Below are 13,732 nucleotides of genomic sequence, written 5' to 3' on the forward strand. Positions count from 1 at the left end.
ACGTGGTGCTTCTGTGTCTGACGGCGTCGCACAAGAACGCCAGCTTCGATCTCCTCGAGAAGCTCTCCGTCGACTCCTCCGCCGTGACCGCGGCCCTCTCCGAGGGGATCGACTTCGTCTCCGGAGCCGTCGTCGTCGCGACCTGCAACCGCTTCGAGGCCTACCTCGACATCGAGGAGCCGCTGACCGCCGCGCAGGCCGTCGCCGTCGAGGCCGCCACCGCCGCCGTCAGCGCCGCGACCGGCGTCGAGCAGGACGAGCTGCGCGGGAGCGTCGACGTCGTCTCGGGCGACCGGGTGGCCGAGCACCTCTTCGCCGTCTCCAGCGGGCTCGAGTCCGTCGTGGTCGGCGAGGGCGAGATCGCGGGCCAGGTCCGCCGGTCCCTCGAGGAGGCGCGCCGCCTCGGCACCACCTCCTCCGAGCTCGAGCGGCTGTTCCAGCGCGCCTCGCAGACCTCGCGCGGCATCAAGAACCGCACCGGCCTCGGCAGCGCCGGCCGCTCGATCGTGCGCCTCGCGCTCGACCTGGCCGCGAGCCGCGTCACCGACTGGCGGGCCGCCCGCGTCCTCCTCGTCGGCACCGGCAGCTACGCGCGGGCGACCGTCGCGGCCCTGCGCGACCGCGGAGTGGTGGACATCGCCGTGCACTCCCCCTCCGGCCGCGCCGAGGGCTTCGCCGCCCGCCGCTCGCTCCGGCCCATCGCCGCCTCCGATCTCGCGCTCGAGGCGGTCTCGGCCGACATCGTCATCACCTGCACCACGACCCAGGAGCCGGTGCTCGACGCCGCCCTGCTCGCCGCCGGGCGCCTTCAGGGCTTCTCCCGCGAGCGCCAGCTCGTGATCGACCTGGGCCTGCCGCGCAACGTCGCCTCCGACGTCACCTCGGTCGCCGGCGTCGAGCTCCTCGACCTCGAGACGATCAGCCTGCACGCACCTCTCGACGTGCTCGACGCGTCGCAGCAGGCGCGCGCGCTCGTCGACAAGGCGGCCCGGAAGTTCTCGGACGTCGCCGACGAGAAGAGCCTCACTCCGGCCGTCGTCGCCCTGCGCGCCCACGTGTTCGACGCGCTCGACGCCGAGATCGAGCGGGCCCGCTCGCGCGGCGACGAGGACGGCCGCACCGAGCAGGCGCTCCGCCACCTCGCCGGCGTGCTGCTGCACACCCCGAGCGTCCGCGCCCGCGACTACGCGCGCGCCGGAGCCCAGGAGGCGTACCTCACCGGGCTCGAGGCCCTCTTCGGCATCGAGGTCCCGGCCGAGCCCGCCGCCGCCGCCCGCCCCGACGCGGACGCCGCCACCGCGTGAGCCTCCGGCTCCCCTTCGACGCGGAGCCGCTGCGCTCCGCGCCGCTGCTCACCGAGCGCCTGCTCCTGCGTCCCCTCGGACCGGAGGACGCCGAGGACCACGCGCGCTACCAGGGCGACGCCGACGCCGTCCGGTTCCTCCGCTGGCCGGTCCGCACCCCCGAGGAGTCGCGGGCGCACCTGCAGCGCCGCCTCCCCTCGACACGGCTCGCCGCCGACGGCGACGTGGCCGTGCTGGCGATCGTCCCCCGGGAGGGCGTCCTCGCCGGGCGGATGATCGGCGACCTCACGCTCATCGCGACGTCCGTCGAGCAGGAGGCGGTCGAGATCGGCTGGGTGCTGCACCCGGAGGCGCAGGGGCGCGGCTACGCGACCGAGGCCGCCCGAGCGCTGCTCGACCTCGCGTTCGACACCCTCGGCGCGCACCGCGTGATCGCGCAGCTCGACGCTCGGAACACCGCGTCCGCCCGCCTCTGCGAGCGCCTCGGGATGCGCCTCGAGGCGCACCACCGGGAGGACGAGTTCTGCAAGGGCGAGTGGACCTCGACCCTCGTCTTCGCCCTGCTCGCCCACGAGCGCTGACCGCAGGGCCGGCTGGACCGCGTTCGGCGGGACGCCGCCGGCCCGTCCGGTCGGCGGCGTCCCGGAGGAGCGTCAGGCCCCGCGGAGCCCGGTGAAGAGGTACGACTCGAGCTGCTCGAGCGGGATGCGCTCCTGCTTCATCGTGTCGCGGTCGCGGACGGTCACGGCGTCGTCCTCGAGCGAGTCGAAGTCGACGGTCACGCAGTACGGGGTGCCGATCTCGTCCTGGCGGCGGTAGCGGCGGCCGATCGCTCCGGAGTCGTCGAAGTCGACGTTCCAGAGCTGGCGCAGCTGGTCGGCGACGCGGCGCGCGAGCGGCGAGAGTGCCTCGTTGCGCGAGAGCGGCAGCACGGCCACCTTCACCGGCGCCAGGCGCGGGTCGAGGTGCAGCACGGTCCGCGTCTCGACCTTGCCCTTGGCGTTCGGCGGCAGCTCCTGCTCCTCGTAGGCGTCGACGAGGAACGCCATGAGCGCGCGGGTGAGACCGAACGACGGCTCGATCACGAACGGCACGTAGCGCTCGTTCTTGTTCTGGTCGAAGAACGAGAGGTCCTTGCCCGAGTGCTCGATGTGCGTCTTGAGGTCGTAGTCGGTGCGGTTCGCGACTCCCATCAGCTCGCCCCACTCGCCCGAGGCGAAGCTGAAGCGGTACTCGATGTCGACGGTGCGCTTGGAGTAGTGGGAGAGCTTGTCCTTCGGGTGCTCGTACTGCCGGATGTTCTCGGGGTTCATCCCGAGCCCGACGAACCAGTCCCAGGCGAGCTGCATCCAGGTCTCCTGCCACTCCTCGTCCGTGCCGGGCTCGACGAAGAACTCGAGCTCCATCTGCTCGAACTCGCGGGTGCGGAAGATGAAGTTGCCGGGGGTGATCTCGTTGCGGAACGCCTTGCCGATCTGGCCGATGCCGAAGGGCGGCTTGCGACGGGCGCTCTGCAGCACGTTCGCGAAGTTGGTGAAGATGCCCTGGGCGGTCTCGGGACGCAGGTAGTGCAGCCCCGACTCGTCGTCGACGACGCCGAGGTAGGTCTTCATCAGGCCCGAGAACTGCTTGATCTCGGTCCACTGGCCGACCTTGTCGGGGTGCTCCGGGTCCGGGATGTCGGCGAGGCCGTTCACGGGCGGGTGGCCGTTGACCTCCTCGTACTTCTCGAAGAGGTGGTCGGCGCGGTAGCGCTTGTGGGTGATCAGCGACTCGGTCAGCGGGTCCGAGAAGACGCCGACGTGTCCCGAGGCGTGCCAGATCGCCGTGGGCAGGATGACCGCGGAGTCCAGGCCGACGACGTCGCCCCGGCCCTGCACGAAGGTCTTCCACCACTGGCGCTTGATGTTCTCCTTGAACTCCACGCCGAGCGGCCCGTAGTCCCACGCGGAGCGGGTGCCCCCGTAGATCTCACCCGAGGGGAAGACGAATCCCCTGTGCTGCGCGAGGGTGATGACTTTGTCGAGGGTGGTGGGTTCTGCCACGGGTTGCTCCTCAGCTGTTCGGGCGCACGGGGCCCCGGCGCGCGCCGGCTGCGCGCGTCCTTCTGGTGTGCCCCCATGGTAGCCGCGGGGGCGCCGCGACGGTCCGCCCGCGGCGGGCATGATGAGCGGATGAGCACCCTCCCGCCGATCATCGTGTCCGCCGTCGCCGTCCTCCGCGACCGGCAGGTCCTGATGGTCACGGCGCGGGGCCGCGACGTCCTCTACCTCCCCGGCGGCAAGGTCGACGAGGGCGAGAGCGGGATCGAGGCGGCGGCCCGCGAGACCCGCGAGGAGCTCGGCGCCGTCGCCCTCGGCCTCGTGCCCCTGTTCACCGTCCGCACCCAGGCGCACGGCGAGCCGGAGGGGCGGGAGGTCCACATGAGCGTCTTCGCCGCCGAGCTCGACCGGGAGGCGCGCCCGAGCGGCGAGATCGACTCGCTGCACTGGGTCGACGGCTCCGATGCGGGCCGCTGCCCGCCCGCCGGGGTCGAGACCCTCCGGCTGCTGCGCGGTCTCGATCTCGTCGACTGACCCTCCGGCGCCGGGCCGACCGCGGGGCGGCTAGCCTCGTGGCGTGGAGACGAGACGGCGTGCACGGGACCGGTCGAGCGCGGAGGAGCCGGACCGGCTCGAGCCGGTGCGACTGGAGGCGGCCGTGCCGATCCTGCGGATCTTCTCGGTCGCCAAGGCGGGCGAGTTCTACGTCGACTACCTCGGCTTCGAGGTGGACTGGGAGCACCGCGCCGCGCTCGACGCCCCCCTCTACCTGCAGGTGTCGCGCTCGGGGCTCCGCCTGCACCTCAGCGAGCACCACCGCGACGGCAGTCCCGGCGCCGCGGTGCACGTCGCCCTCCGCGGTGTCCGCGAGCTGCACGCCGAGCTCGACGCGAAGGCGTACCCCTACCTCAACCCGCGGATCACCCGCACGCCGTTCGGCTTCGCGCTCGACGTGATCGATCCGTTCGGCAACCAGCTGCGCTTCGCGGAGCCGGCCCCGGTGCCGCGCCTGCCCTGATCGGTGCGCGTGCGGGTGCTTGTACAACCTGAGCGCCGACTGATCAACCGTTCACCGGCCGTCCATGCACTTCGGAGTCCCATCCTTTAGCGTGGCTCCGATGGCTTCACGGGGGACGATCGAGCGGCCGGACACGGCCCGGGCAACGGGACGGCAGCGCCGACCGCGGCTCCGCTTCATGGAGGCCGCACCGCTGGCGACGGGCCTGCTGGGCTCGATCGCGATCCTCCTCGGCTCGCTCGGCGTGGGCTACCTGCCCGCCGGCTCGCCCATCCGCGACTGGCCTCTCGTCGCCTCGATCCGCGCCACGGGCTGGCTCACCGAGTCCAGCGGCGCCCTCGTCGTGGGCGGCGGGATGCTGCTGCTGATCGCGTGGCTCCGCCTGCGCACGGTCGCTCTCGCGGCGGGCCCCGGCTCCGTCCGCACCATCGTGGTGGCGGCCCTCGCCTGGACCGCTCCGCTCCTCGTGACGGTGCCGCTGTTCAGCCACGACATGTTCTCCTACGTGGCGCAGGGTCGCCTGATGACCCAGGGCATCGACCCCTACACCCACGGCGTCGCGACGCTCCCGGGCTGGTTCGACCTCGGCGTCGACCCGCTCTGGGCCGACACGCCCACGCCCTACGGGCCCCTCTACCTCCTGATCGAGCGCACCGCCGTGCAGTTCGCGGGCTACGGCGCACCGGAGCTCTCGATCGCGATGCTCCGCGCCGTGTCGGTCGCGGGCGTGGCCGTCATGGCCGTCTACGCGCTCCGCCTGGCGCGCCTGCGCGGCCTCTCGGTCCCGCTCACCGCCTGGACGATCGTCGCCAACCCGCTGACCCTCGTGCTCTTCGTCGTCGCCGGCCACAACGACTCCGTGATGCTGGCGCTCATCCTCGCGTCGCTCTACTACGCCCAGACCGACCGGCGCATCGCCGCCGTCGTGCTGATGGCCGGAGCGATCGCGATCAAGCCGATCGCCGTGATCGCGCTCCCCGTGCTCGCGCTCCTGTGGCTGCGCCACGACGCGACGTGGCGTGAGCGCACCCGCGGCTGGCTCTGGACGGGCGCCGGAGCGCTCGGCCTCGTGGTCGCCGTCGGGCTGCTCGCGGGCGTCGGGGTCGGCTGGGTCGCGGCGATGGTCGTGCCCGGCTCGATCCTGCACTGGTACGCGCCGATGTCGTTCGTCACGGTCTCGGTCTCCCGCGCCGTCGAGTTCACCGGTCACGACCCCGCCGCGGCGATCGCCGTGGTCAAGATCCTCGCGCTCGGGCTCGCCGGCCTGATCGCTGCGCGCCTCATGCTGTCGCGGCGCTCCATCGATCCGCTCGCCCGCCTGTCCGGTGCGCTGCTCGCGTTCGTGACGGCGTCGACCGCCATCCACCCCTGGTACGCCCTTTGGATCCTGCCGATCGCCGCGCTCGCGCGCCCGTGGAGCCGCTCCCACATGCACCTGGCGGTCTACGCGTCGATCTTCCTCATGTGCGTCACGCTCGCCGAGCCGATCGACGGCGGAGGCGGCACGATGGACCAGATCCCGGCGCGGGTCGCGACGATCGCCGCGATCGCCGTGGTCGGGATGTACGTCCTCCTCGGCTACACGGACGAGGAGCGGGTCGAGGGCCTGCCCCTCGTGCGCGCGCTGCCGTTCGGCTCCGTGATCCTCGCCCGCCTCAGCGGCGGCCGCCTGGTCGACGCCCGGATGGCCGCGACGCGCCTGCGCGACTAGCCGGAGCCGCGGCTCAGGAGTCGGACTCGTCGCTCCGACGGCGAGTGCGGCGGTCGAGCGCGGCCTGCGCCGTCTCGGCGGCCGAGTCCGGGGAGCCGACCGGCCCGGTGGGTCCGGCGAGGGTGCTCGAGAGCGACGACAGCCAGCCGGAGTCGTCGCGGCCGGCGTTCAGCGCATCCGAGAAGAGGGGGAGGTCGCTGCGGGTGGCGTGGATCGCGTAGGACTCGCGGGAGAACCCGTTGTCGGGGACGACGGGCGTCCTGCGGGACGCGCGCGTGGCGTCCGGGGCCTGCCCCTGTCGCGAGGCGTCCGACGCCTGCTCCTGGGGGGCCTGCTCCTGGGCGGCCTGCTCCCGGCGGGCGTCGCGCTCGTCGCGCGGGGTGCTGCTGTCGTGGTCCACGGCGGTCCTCCTGCTCTCCGCCCCGAGCGGAGGGACGGGCGCCGCGATGACGGGGCGGCGCCCGGTCAGGCTACCCCTCGTTCAGGGCGTGGCGTCGTCGTCGGCCTCTGATCGTGGCGCGGGGCGCCAGACGACCAGCTCGGTCCGGCGCTGCGCGCGCGTGCCGTGGCGCAGAGTGACCACGTCCCCCTCGAGTCCGGCGGCGAACACGCGGCGGCCCGGCCGGTTCAGGAGCTCGTCGGCGAGGGCCGACTCCAGCTCGCGCACCCGCTGCGAGAGCGACTGCACCTGGTTCTCGAGCTGCAGGATGCGCGCGATGCCCTCGAGCGAGACGCCCTCGGAGGAGAGCCGGGCGACCTCGCGCAGCTGCACCACGTCGCGCATCGAGTAGCGGCGCGACTTGCCCGCGGTGCGGGTCGGGCTCACGAGCCCGAGCCGGTCGTACTGCCGGAGCGTCTGCGGGTGCATCCCCGCCAGCTCGGCGGCGACGGCGATCGCGAAGACGGGCGTGTTCTCGTCCATGTCTCCTCCTCCGACCGGTCGCGCCGATCCGGTGCTAGTAGCGGGCCTTCTCCAAGATGTCCTCGCGCGGGTCCTCGTCCGGCTCGGCGGCGGCGTAGGCCTCGAGGGCCTCACGGGCGGCGGCGGACATGTGGCTCGGGACGGCGACCTGCAGGACGGCGAGCAGGTCGCCCGTGCCCTTGGGAGTCGTGACGCCGCGGCCCTTGACGCGCAGGACGCGGCCGCTCGGGGTGCCTGCGGCGACCCGGAGCTTGACGGGCTCGCCGCCGAGGGTCGGCACCTCGATCGTCGCGCCGAAGACCGCCTCGACGAAGGTCACGGGGACCGTCACGCGCAGGTTCAGCCCGTCGCGCTCGAACACCGGATGCTTGCGGACCGAGACGGTGAGCACCAGGTCGCCGGGATCACCGCCGTCCGGGCTGGGGCGGCCCTTGCCGCGGACGCGGATCTTCTGGTCGTCGGCCACGCCGGCCGGGATGCGCACCGAGAGGGTGCGCCCGTCGCCGGTCTGCAGCTGGACGGTGTCACCCCGGGTCGCGGTGCGGAAGTCGATGGTGGTGCTGGCGGTGACGTCGGCGCCCTTCTGCGGGCCGCCGAAGCCGCGGTAGCCGCCGCTGGGCTGGCCGAAGCGGCTGCCTCCGCCGCCGAACATGCCGCCGAGGATGTCCTCGAAGCCGGGCGGCGGGCCCTGCTGGGTGCTGTAGGAGGTGCGCCCGCCCTGGCCGAACATGCCGCCGAAGACGTCGTCGAACCCTCCGGGCTGGCCTCCCGCGGTGAAGCGCGCTCCGCCGCCCATGGCGCGGATCTGGTCGTACTCCTTGCGCTGCTCGGCGTCCGAGAGCACGGTGTACGCCTCGCTGATCTCCTTGAAGCGCGCCTCGGCCTTCGCGTCCCCCGGGTTGGAGTCGGGGTGGAACTGGCGGGCGAGCTTGCGGTAGGTCTTCTTCAGGTCCGCGGCGGAGACGTCCTTGGACACGCCGAGGACCTTGTAGAAGTCCTTGTCGAACCAATCCTGGCTGGCCATGTGCCTCTTCCTGTGTCGAATGCGGCGAGGGACCCCGCCCCGGTCCGGCAGCGTGCTGCCGAGCGGGGCGGGGTCCTCCGCGGTGGTGGTGCCGGTGGCGGGGTCAGTCGGCGGGGACTGCCACGACCACCTTGGCGGCCCGCAGCAGCGAGCCTCCGAGGTAGTAGCCCGCCTCGACGACGTCCGCGACCGTGGAGGTCTCGGCGCCGGGGGTGGGCTGCTGGAAGATCGCCTCGTGGATGTTCGGGTCGAACAGGTCGCCCACGGCGCCGGTCTTCACCAGGCCGAGCTTCTCCACTCCGCCGCGCAGCTTCTGCGCGATGGCCGTGAAGGGCCCGCCCTCGGCGAGGTCGCCGTGCTTCTCGGCGCGGTCGAGGTCGTCGAGCACGGGGAGGATGACCTTCACCGCGTCGCCGATCGCCCGCTCCTTGTCGACCTGGCGGTTCGCCTCGGTGCGCTTGCGGTAGTTCGCGTACTCGGCGGTCACCCGCTGGAGGTCGGCGAGGTGCTCGGCTGCGAGCGTCTCGGCGCTGGACTGTCCCGAGAGGAACGAGAGGTCGGCGTCCGAGAGGCTGGTCTCGACGTCGGGCCCCTCGGCCTCGATGAGGCCCTCCTGGTCCTGGGCGTCCTGCGCCGCCTCCGCTCCCGCCTCGCCGCCGGTGGCCGGCTGCTCCTCGGGGAGGTCCTGGGGCTCGTTCTCGGCTGCCATGGCTACTTCGTGTCCTTCGGCTCGTCCTCGTCGATGACCTCGGCGTCGACGATGTCCTCGTCGTCCTTCTTGTCACCGTCGGCCGGAGCGTCCGCGGGGGCGCTCTGCGCGGCCTGGTCCTGGGAGTAGATCGCCTGGCCGATCTTGGTCTGCGAGGCGTTGAGGGCGTCGAACGCGGTCTTGACGGCCGCGTCGTCGTCGCCGGCGAGCGCGGTCTTCAGCGCGTCGACGTCTCCCTGCACCTCGGACTTGACGTCCTCGGGCAGCTTGTCCTCGTTGTCCTTGATCAGCTTGTCGATCGAGTACGCCAGGGTCTCGGCGTTGTTGCGGATCTCGGCCGCCTCGCGGCGGGCCTTGTCCTCGGCGGCGTGCTCCTCGGCCTCGCGGACCATGCGGTCGATGTCGTCCTTGGGCAGCGACGAGCCGCCCGTGATCGTCATCGACTGCTCCTTGCCGGTGCCCTTGTCCTTCGCGGACACGTGGACGATGCCGTTGGCGTCGATGTCGAAGGTGACCTCGACCTGCGGGATGCCGCGCGGGGCCGGCGCGATGCCGGTCAGCTCGAACGTGCCCAGGTTCTTGTTGTCGCGGGTGAACTCGCGCTCGCCCTGGAAGACCTGGATCGCGACGGACGGCTGGTTGTCGTCGGCCGTGGTGAAGGTCTCAGACCTCTTGGTCGGGATCGCGGTGTTGCGCTCGATGAGTTTCGTCATGATCCCGCCCTTGGTCTCGATGCCCAGCGAGAGCGGGGTCACGTCGATCAGGAGGACGTCCTTGCGCTCGCCCTTGAGGACGCCGGCCTGCAGCGCGGCGCCGACGGCGACGACCTCGTCCGGGTTGACGCCCTTGTTGGGCTCCTTGCCGCCGGTGAGCTTCTTGACGAGCTCGGCCACGGCCGGCATGCGGGTCGAGCCGCCGACGAGGACCACGTGCGCGATGTCCTCGACCTTGACGCCCGCCTCGGCGATGACGTCGGTGAAGGGCTTGCGGGTGCGCTCGATCAGGTCGCTGGTGAGCTCCTCGAACTTGGCGCGGGTGAGCGTCTCGTCGAGATTCGCCGGGCCGTTCTCGGTGAGCGAGAGGTAGGGCAGCTGGATGCTGGTCGAGGTGCTCGAGGAGAGCTCCTTCTTCGCCTGCTCCGCGGCCTCCTTGAGGCGCTGACGCGCGATCTTGTCCTTCGAGACGTCGACGCCGGTCGAGTCCTTGAAGCGCTTGACCAGGTGGTCGACGACGCGCTGGTCCCAGTCGTCGCCGCCGAGGCGGTTGTCGCCCGAGGTCGCACGGACCTGGATGGTCGAGAAGTCGTCGTCCTTGCCCACCTCGAGGAGGGAGACGTCGAACGTTCCGCCGCCGAGGTCGAAGACGAGGATGAGCTCGTCCTCCTTGCCCTTGTCGAGGCCGTAGGCCAGCGCGGCCGCGGTGGGCTCGTTGATGATGCGCAGGACGTTGAGTCCGGCGATCTCGCCGGCGTCCTTGGTCGCCTGGCGCTCGGCGTCGTTGAAGTAGGCCGGGACGGTGATGACCGCGTCGGTCACCTTGTCGCCCAGGTACTGCTCCGCGTCGCGCTTGAGCTTGCCCAGGATGCGGGCCGAGATCTCCTGCGGGGTGTACTTCTTGTCCTCCACGCCGAAGGTCCAGTCGGTGCCCATGTGGCGCTTGACCGACGCGATGGTGCGGTCGACGTTGGTGACTGCCTGGCGCTTCGCGGTCTCGCCGACGAGCACCTCCCCGTCCTTGGTGAACGCCACGACGGACGGCGTGGTGCGGAAGCCCTCGGCGTTGGCGATGACGGTGGGCTCGCCTCCCTCGAGGACGGCCACGACAGAGTTGGTGGTTCCCAGGTCGATGCCTACGGCACGGGACATATGCGTTGTTCTCCTTCGCGATCGGCGTCGCGCGGGCGGCTGCCGGTCAGTTGACGGGTGGTGCGGAATCCTCTGCGGGAGTTGAGCCCCGCACGCTCAAGTTTACGCATCCGTCGTCTCGCGTCAAGTCCGGAGGCGAGAAGTTGAGTCGCATCGGCTCAACTCTCAGACTCACGGGTCCCGCCGCTTCCGGCCGTTCACCTCCTCCCCCTACGGTGGGCCCATGACGACGCGCACCGGCCGCTGGCCCGTCCTCGCCTGGGGCCTGTGGGACTGGGGCGGATCGGCCTTCAACGCGGTGGTGACCACCTTCGTCTTCACCGTCTACCTGACCACCGACGGGCTCTTCGGCACCTCGAGCGGAGTCTCGGCCGCGCTCGGCTGGTCCCTCGCCGCCGCCGGCGTGGTCGTCGCCGTCATCGCGCCGATCACCGGCCGCCGGGCCGACCTCGGCGGGCACCGCCGGCTCTGGCTCGGGATCCACTCCGCCGTCGTCGTCCTCTGCATCCTGCTGATGTTCCTCGTGCGCCCCGACCCGGCCCTCCTCTGGCTGGGACTCGGACTGCTCGCGGTCGGCACGGTCTTCTTCGAGTTCGCGAGCGTCAACTACAACGCGATGCTCCTCCAGGTCTCGACCCGGGCGACCATCGGCCGCGTCTCCGGCTTCGGGTGGGGCATGGGCTACGTCGGCGGGATCGTCCTGCTGCTGATCGTGTACTTCGGCTTCATCTCGCCCGAGGTCGGGCTCTTCGGAGTGACGGGGGACGACGGCCTCGACGTGCGCGTCTCGATCCTGGTCGCCGGCGTGTGGTTCGCCGTCTTCGCCCTCCCTGTGCTGGTCGCGGTGCCGGAGACGCCGGCGCGCGCGAGCCGGGCGGAGCGCGTCGGGGTGATCGCCTCCTACCGCGCGCTCTTCGCGCAGGTCGCCGGCCTCTGGCGCGAGAGCCGCAGCACCGTGGCCTTCCTCATCGCCAGCGCGGTGTTCCGCGACGGGCTCACCGGGGTCTTCACCTTCGGCGGCGTGCTGGCGCAGGGCACCTTCGGCTTCGACGCCGGCGAGGTGATCCTCTTCGCCATCGCCGCGAACGTCGTGGCCGGAGTGGCGACCATCTCGGTCGGCGCGCTCGACGACCGCATCGGCCCCAAGGCCGTGATCGTCGCCTCGCTCATCGGCCTGGTCGTCTGCGGCACCGCCGTCTTCGTCCTGCACGACGGGGGGAGCACGGTGTTCTGGATCTTCGGCCTGCTGCTGTGCCTGTTCGTCGGCCCGGCGCAGTCGGCGAGCCGCAGCTACCTCGCCCGCCTCATCCCGGAGGGACGCGAGGGCGAGATCTTCGGCCTCTACGCGACCACCGGGCGGGCGGCCTCGTTCCTCGCGCCCGCCGCCTTCGCAGCCGCCGTCTCGATCGCCGCGGCCGTCTCGGGCAGCGGCGAGGCGAACGTGCAGTACTGGGGCATCCTCGGGCTCGTCCTCGTCCTCGCCGTCGGGCTGGTGCTGCTCCTGCCGGTGCGCCGCCCGCCGGCCACCGCCCCCGTCGTGCCGGAGCCGCGGCTCGCTCCGCCCGCCCGCCGGGACTGACGGGGCCGGGACCGCGGAGTCGCTGGCGACGCCCCTCCCCGCGCGCCGCCGGCCGCGGATCAGACCGTGGCGATCCAGAACACGATCAGCAGGAGCGTGACGAGGAAGCCGGTCAGGAAGTTCAGCGCGAGGAAGCGCTTCCAGCCCGCGTTCGCCCGCTCCGCCTCGGCGTCCTCGAGCGATCGGTACGGCCAGATGCTCACCGCGTACGGCACCGCGAGGATCGCCGCGAGAGTCCCCGGCCAGGGCAGCAGGAGCAGGAGCAGGCCGCTCGCGACGTAGGCGGCGATGGCGAAGCGCGTGGTCGCCTTCGCTCCGATCACGGTCGCGATCGAGCCGATGCCGCCCGCCCGGTCGGCCAAGATGTCCTGCACCGCGCCGAAGGCGTGGCTCGCGATCCCCCAGAGGAAGAACGCCACGAGCAGCGCCACGAGAGGTCCGGTGACCACGGTGCCCGCGAGGGCGATCCCGTAGACGGCCGGGCTGACGAAGTGGGTCGCCGAGGTCAGCGAGTCGACGAACGGACGCTCCTTGAAGCGGAGCCCCGGCGCACTGTAGGCGATCACCGCGAAGACGCTGATCGCGAGGACCAGCCACGAGACCGGGGATCCGAGCAGCACGAGCGCCACCAGGAACGGCACGTTCGTGGCCACCGCCGCGATCAGCGTCGCGCGGTGCTCGCTCCGGTCGAGCACGGCGCCCTCGACGCCGCCCTTGCGGGGGTTCCGCAGGTCGGACTCGTAGTCGAAGACGTCGTTGATCCCGTACATCGCGAGGTTGTAGGGGATGAGGAAGTAGATCGTGCCGAGCACGAAGGCGAGGTCGATCTCGCGGGTGGTCAGCAGGTACGCCGCCGCGAACGGGTAGGCGGTGTTGACCCAGCTCAGCGGGCGGCTCGAGACGAACAGCGCGCGCAGCCGGTTCACGGCTCGCTCCGACGACGCGAGGGCAGGAGCACCCAGAGCGCCGGGAGGGCGAGGGCCGCGGCGATCGCGTAGGCGAAGTCCTCGATCGGAGCGACACCGATCCGGATGCCCGAGATCAGGTCGTCGTCGTAGGCGACCAGCAGGCCCACTCCGATCATGATGTTGTCGAACACGGCGGTCATCACCAGCAGCACGGCGAGGGTGCCGAGGACGGCGGGCAGGCGCAGGACGCGTCGGCGCAGCGCGAGCAGCAGCAGCACCAGCACCACCGCGAGGAACACGGCGTTGAGGAGGAGGTAGGTCACGCGCGCGCCTCCGCCCGCCGGGCGACCCGCTGCGAGAGGAAGCCGTGCACGTCCATCGTCAGGTAGCAGAGCAGGGTGAGGAAGAGGACCTCCTCGACCGGGAGCTCCGGCGCGATCTGCAGGCCGGTCATGTAGGAGGTCTCTCCGCGGAAGAAGACGCCCAGGCCGATCCCCACGAGGTCCCAGACCAGGAAGAACGCGACTCCCACGGGCAGCACGATCGCCGCGCGTCGCGCGTCCGCCCAGAAGAACAGCCGGAAGCGGCGGTCGAGCACGATCATCCCGGTGATCGAGACGAGGAGCGCGAGCAGGTAGAGGATCCCCACG

The 13,732-nt window shown here is 71.9% G+C and carries 15 protein-coding genes; 6 read left to right on the top strand and 9 right to left on the bottom strand.

Annotated features, from left to right (window positions below; genetic code table 11):
* Nucleotides 1-5: 5 nt before the first annotated feature.
* Together C5C99_RS03190 and C5C99_RS03195 are read left to right on the top strand one after the other, a co-directional pair.
* Nucleotides 6-1,304, top strand: a complete 1,299-nt coding sequence (locus C5C99_RS03190; RefSeq protein WP_104283145.1) for a glutamyl-tRNA reductase — start codon at nt 6-8, stop codon at nt 1,302-1,304.
* On the top strand, nt 1,301-1,885 hold the full coding sequence (locus tag C5C99_RS03195; RefSeq protein ID WP_258063612.1) for a GNAT family N-acetyltransferase: 585 nt from the start codon (nt 1,301-1,303) through the stop codon (nt 1,883-1,885). The genes C5C99_RS03190 and C5C99_RS03195 overlap by 4 nt, the downstream gene beginning before the upstream one ends.
* 72 nt (nt 1,886-1,957) lie before the next feature.
* On the opposite strand, the gene C5C99_RS03200 is transcribed toward C5C99_RS03195, so the two are convergent.
* Nucleotides 1,958-3,349, bottom strand: coding sequence for a glycine--tRNA ligase (locus C5C99_RS03200; RefSeq protein ID WP_104226140.1), 1,392 nt, complete (start codon nt 3,347-3,349; stop codon nt 1,958-1,960).
* A gap of 129 nt (nt 3,350-3,478) precedes the next feature.
* Between C5C99_RS03200 and C5C99_RS03205 the strand changes: the two genes are divergently transcribed.
* The 3 genes from C5C99_RS03205 to mptB all read left to right on the top strand — a co-directional run bounded on the left by C5C99_RS03205 (nt 3,479) and on the right by mptB (nt 6,075).
* Nucleotides 3,479-3,880, top strand: a complete 402-nt coding sequence (locus C5C99_RS03205; protein WP_104337216.1) for an NUDIX domain-containing protein — start codon at nt 3,479-3,481, stop codon at nt 3,878-3,880.
* Nucleotides 3,881-3,923: 43 nt separating this feature from the next.
* Nucleotides 3,924-4,364 carry a glyoxalase superfamily protein gene (locus tag C5C99_RS03210; RefSeq protein WP_208543318.1) on the top strand — a complete coding sequence of 147 codons (441 nt, stop codon included), beginning with the start codon at nt 3,924-3,926 and terminating at the stop codon, nt 4,362-4,364.
* A 100-nt stretch (nt 4,365-4,464) separates the two neighbouring features.
* A complete protein-coding gene (gene mptB, locus C5C99_RS03215; RefSeq protein WP_146085457.1) occupies nt 4,465-6,075 on the top strand; it encodes a polyprenol phosphomannose-dependent alpha 1,6 mannosyltransferase MptB in 1,611 nt (536 codons plus the stop codon).
* Nucleotides 6,076-6,088: 13 nt separating this feature from the next.
* Here the strand turns inward: mptB and C5C99_RS03220 are convergent, their stop codons facing one another.
* The 5 genes from C5C99_RS03220 to dnaK all read right to left on the bottom strand — a co-directional run bounded on the left by C5C99_RS03220 (nt 6,089) and on the right by dnaK (nt 10,595).
* Nucleotides 6,089-6,475 carry a hypothetical protein gene (locus C5C99_RS03220; RefSeq protein ID WP_104339580.1) on the bottom strand — a complete coding sequence of 129 codons (387 nt, stop codon included), beginning with the start codon at nt 6,473-6,475 and terminating at the stop codon, nt 6,089-6,091.
* A gap of 81 nt (nt 6,476-6,556) precedes the next feature.
* Nucleotides 6,557-6,997, bottom strand: coding sequence for a heat shock protein transcriptional repressor HspR (locus C5C99_RS03225; protein WP_104222887.1), 441 nt, complete (start codon nt 6,995-6,997; stop codon nt 6,557-6,559).
* Between the two features lie 34 nt (nt 6,998-7,031).
* Entirely contained in the window at nt 7,032-8,021 is a 990-nt protein-coding gene (locus C5C99_RS03230; RefSeq protein WP_104339581.1) for a DnaJ C-terminal domain-containing protein, read from the bottom strand.
* 103 nt (nt 8,022-8,124) lie between these two features.
* Nucleotides 8,125-8,730 carry a nucleotide exchange factor GrpE gene (locus C5C99_RS03235; RefSeq protein ID WP_104222889.1) on the bottom strand — a complete coding sequence of 202 codons (606 nt, stop codon included), beginning with the start codon at nt 8,728-8,730 and terminating at the stop codon, nt 8,125-8,127.
* A 2-nt stretch (nt 8,731-8,732) separates the two neighbouring features.
* Complete coding sequence (gene dnaK, locus C5C99_RS03240) at nt 8,733-10,595, bottom strand: molecular chaperone DnaK (RefSeq protein ID WP_104222890.1); 1,863 nt, start codon at nt 10,593-10,595, stop codon at nt 8,733-8,735.
* A gap of 223 nt (nt 10,596-10,818) precedes the next feature.
* Between dnaK and C5C99_RS03245 the strand changes: the two genes are divergently transcribed.
* Nucleotides 10,819-12,174 carry an MFS transporter gene (locus tag C5C99_RS03245; RefSeq protein ID WP_104222891.1) on the top strand — a complete coding sequence of 452 codons (1,356 nt, stop codon included), beginning with the start codon at nt 10,819-10,821 and terminating at the stop codon, nt 12,172-12,174.
* A 59-nt stretch (nt 12,175-12,233) separates the two neighbouring features.
* Here the strand turns inward: C5C99_RS03245 and C5C99_RS03250 are convergent, their stop codons facing one another.
* From C5C99_RS03250 to C5C99_RS03260, 3 genes are read right to left on the bottom strand one after another with little or no spacing between them, the layout of a single operon-like run.
* Nucleotides 12,234-13,100: a prenyltransferase gene (locus C5C99_RS03250; RefSeq protein WP_104222892.1), complete on the bottom strand. Its 867-nt coding sequence runs from the start codon at nt 13,098-13,100 to the stop codon at nt 12,234-12,236.
* The gene (locus C5C99_RS03255) at nt 13,097-13,405 is read right to left on the bottom strand and encodes a lycopene cyclase domain-containing protein (protein WP_104222893.1); all 309 of its coding nucleotides are present in this window, start codon (nt 13,403-13,405) and stop codon (nt 13,097-13,099) included. Before C5C99_RS03255 ends, C5C99_RS03250 begins: the two co-directional genes overlap by 4 nt.
* Nucleotides 13,402-13,731, bottom strand: a complete 330-nt coding sequence (locus C5C99_RS03260; protein ID WP_104222894.1) for a lycopene cyclase domain-containing protein — start codon at nt 13,729-13,731, stop codon at nt 13,402-13,404. The genes C5C99_RS03255 and C5C99_RS03260 overlap by 4 nt, the downstream gene beginning before the upstream one ends.
* Nucleotide 13,732: the final 1 nt, after the last annotated feature.

This window comes from Rathayibacter sp. AY1C4, from assembly GCF_002932195.1.
In the GTDB taxonomy this organism is placed as follows: Bacteria; Actinomycetota; Actinomycetes; order Actinomycetales; family Microbacteriaceae; genus Rathayibacter.

Coding starts and splice junctions, on each gene's coding strand:
- dnaK (WP_104222890.1), bottom strand. CDS start 10,595: ATGTCCCGTGCCGTAGGCATCGACCTGGGAACCACCAACTCTGTCGTG.
- C5C99_RS03205 (WP_104337216.1), top strand. CDS start 3,479: ATGAGCACCCTCCCGCCGATCATCGTGTCCGCCGTCGCCGTCCTCCGC.
- mptB (WP_146085457.1), top strand. CDS start 4,465: ATGGCTTCACGGGGGACGATCGAGCGGCCGGACACGGCCCGGGCAACG.
- C5C99_RS03230 (WP_104339581.1), bottom strand. CDS start 8,021: ATGGCCAGCCAGGATTGGTTCGACAAGGACTTCTACAAGGTCCTCGGC.
- C5C99_RS03235 (WP_104222889.1), bottom strand. CDS start 8,730: ATGGCAGCCGAGAACGAGCCCCAGGACCTCCCCGAGGAGCAGCCGGCC.
- C5C99_RS03245 (WP_104222891.1), top strand. CDS start 10,819: ATGACGACGCGCACCGGCCGCTGGCCCGTCCTCGCCTGGGGCCTGTGG.
- C5C99_RS03225 (WP_104222887.1), bottom strand. CDS start 6,997: ATGGACGAGAACACGCCCGTCTTCGCGATCGCCGTCGCCGCCGAGCTG.